The 2158-nt window shown below is 62.4% G+C and carries 1 protein-coding gene; it reads right to left on the reverse strand.

Translation table 11 applies throughout. The features are described from left to right. Window positions 1-1902, reverse strand: a 1902-nt coding sequence (htpG, locus tag I2E26_RS04495; protein WP_195419769.1) for a molecular chaperone HtpG, incomplete at its 3' end; no start/stop codon positions are given. Window positions 1903-2158: the final 256 nt, after the last annotated feature.

Genomic DNA, 2158 nt, shown 5'->3' on the forward strand with positions numbered 1-2158 from the left:
CTCCCGGGCGGCGGAGAGCTTGGCGAACACGGGATGCTTCGCGTTGAGCTCCAGTACGCGCACGGTCTTGGGCATGCCCTCGATATCGGCCGACGCATCGCGGGCAAGGACCTTCTCCATCTCGAGCGACAGCGGTCCCTCGGTGGTGATGCAGGCGGGAGCATCAGTCAGGCGCGCGGAGACCGCGACCTTCTCGACCTTATCGCCCAGCGCGTCCTTCATAGCAGCGAACAGGTCGCCATGCTCGCGCGTAGCGTCCTCGGCCTCCTTCTTCTCGTCCTCGGTCGCCAGATCCAGGTCGCCGGTGGCAACGTTCTTGAACTCGATATCGCGGTCCTCGAGCTCGGGCTCGGCGCCGTCGGCCACGGCCTTCGTAGCGGCCTCGCGAGCCGCATCGTCCTCGTAGAACTTGGGCAGGCCGCACGCATGATAGGCACGCATGGCCTGGAAGGTGAACTCGTCGACGTCCATCGTGCACAGCAGCACATCGTAGCCGCGCTCGAGCACGCCGCGCACCACCGGCATCTTGGCCAGGCGATCGCGGTTATCGCCCGCAGCGTAGTAGATGGCCTTCTGGCCCTCGGGCATAGCGGCCGCGTATTCGGCCAGCGTGACCATCTTGTTCTCGCGGGCGCTCCAGAACAGCAGCAGATCGGCCAGCTCGGAAGACTTCATGCCGTAGCTCGAATAGATGCCGAACTTCAGGCCGCGGCCGAAGTTCTCGAAGAACGCCTCATATGCCTCGCGGTCCTCGTCGCGCATGATCTTGAGCTCGCTGTTGATCTTCTTCTCGATGCGCTTGGCGATGGCGCGCAGCTGGCGGTCCTGCTGCAGGGTCTCGCGCGAGATATTAAGCGAGATATCGGCGGAATCGACCACGCCGCGCACGAAATTGTAGTAATCGGGCAGCAGATCGGCGCACTTCTCCATGATCATGACGTTGGAGCTGTAGAGCGACAGGCCCTTCTCGTACTCCTTGCTATACAGGTCGAACGGAGCGCGGCCGGGGATGAAGAGCAGCGCGTCGTACTCGAGACCGCCCTCGGCATGGAAGCTGATGGTGCGCGCGGGGTCGTCCCAGTCGTGGAAGGTGGACTTATAGAACTCGTTGTAGTCCTCCTGCTCCACATCGGAGCTGCGCTTCTTCCAGATGGGGGTCATGGAGTTGATGGTCTCGAGCTCCTGGTAGTCCTCGTACTGCGGCTGGTAGTCGTCGCCAGCGTCCTCGGGACGGGGCAGCTCGCGGCTCTTCGACACCATCATCTGGATGGGATAGCGCACGTAGTTGCTGTAACGGGTGATGAGGTCCTTCAGGCCCCACTCGGTAAGGAAGGTGTCGTAGCTCTCACCCGGCTCGCCGTTCTCGCCCGGCGTGTTCTCGCGGATCGTCAGGATGACGTCGGTGCCGTGCTCGGCGCGCTCGCCTGCCTCGATGGTATAGCCCTCGAGGCCGTCGCTCTCCCATACATGGGCCGCATCCTCGCCGAACGCGCGGCTCACCACGCGCACCTTGGAGGCCACCATGAAGGCGGAATAGAAGCCGACGCCGAACTGGCCGATGATATCCACGGCGCTGCCCTGGCTCTCGGCGTTCTCCTGCTTGAATTCCTGGCTACCCGAGTGGGCGATGGTGCCCAGGTTGCGCTCGAGGTCGTCGGCGGTCATGCCGATACCGTTGTCGGACACCGTAAGCGTGCGCGCATCGCGGTCGAACGAGACGCGGATGGCCAGGTCGCTCTGGTCGAGCTGGATGCTCGAATCCGTCAGGCTCTTGAAGTTGAGCTTGTCGACGGCGTCCGACGCGTTGGAGATCAGCTCGCGCAGGAAGATCTCCTTGTTGGTGTAGATGGAATTGATCATGAGGTCGAGCAGCTTCTTGCTCTCGGTCTTAAACTCGCGCATGCGCACATCCCTCCATACAGCGGGGCGCGCATGGGGCGCCCCCTTCATTGACGGGACCTATCGTACCCACATTGGTGCTCATAAAACCTAAGCGATAAAGACTTAGATTATTTGCATATTGAGAGATGAACGCACGGCGGTGCGGAATCCGCGAACGCGAAAGAAAAGCGCCAGCGCGAGAGCGCTAGCTGTTGTGTGCCGATAGGTTGTTTACGCCGTAGACTCGCGACATGGGCGGCAGGCCCCCGCACGCGCT

The organism is Collinsella sp. D33t1_170424_A12, from assembly GCF_015554865.1.
GTDB lineage: Bacteria > Actinomycetota > Coriobacteriia > Coriobacteriales > Coriobacteriaceae > Collinsella.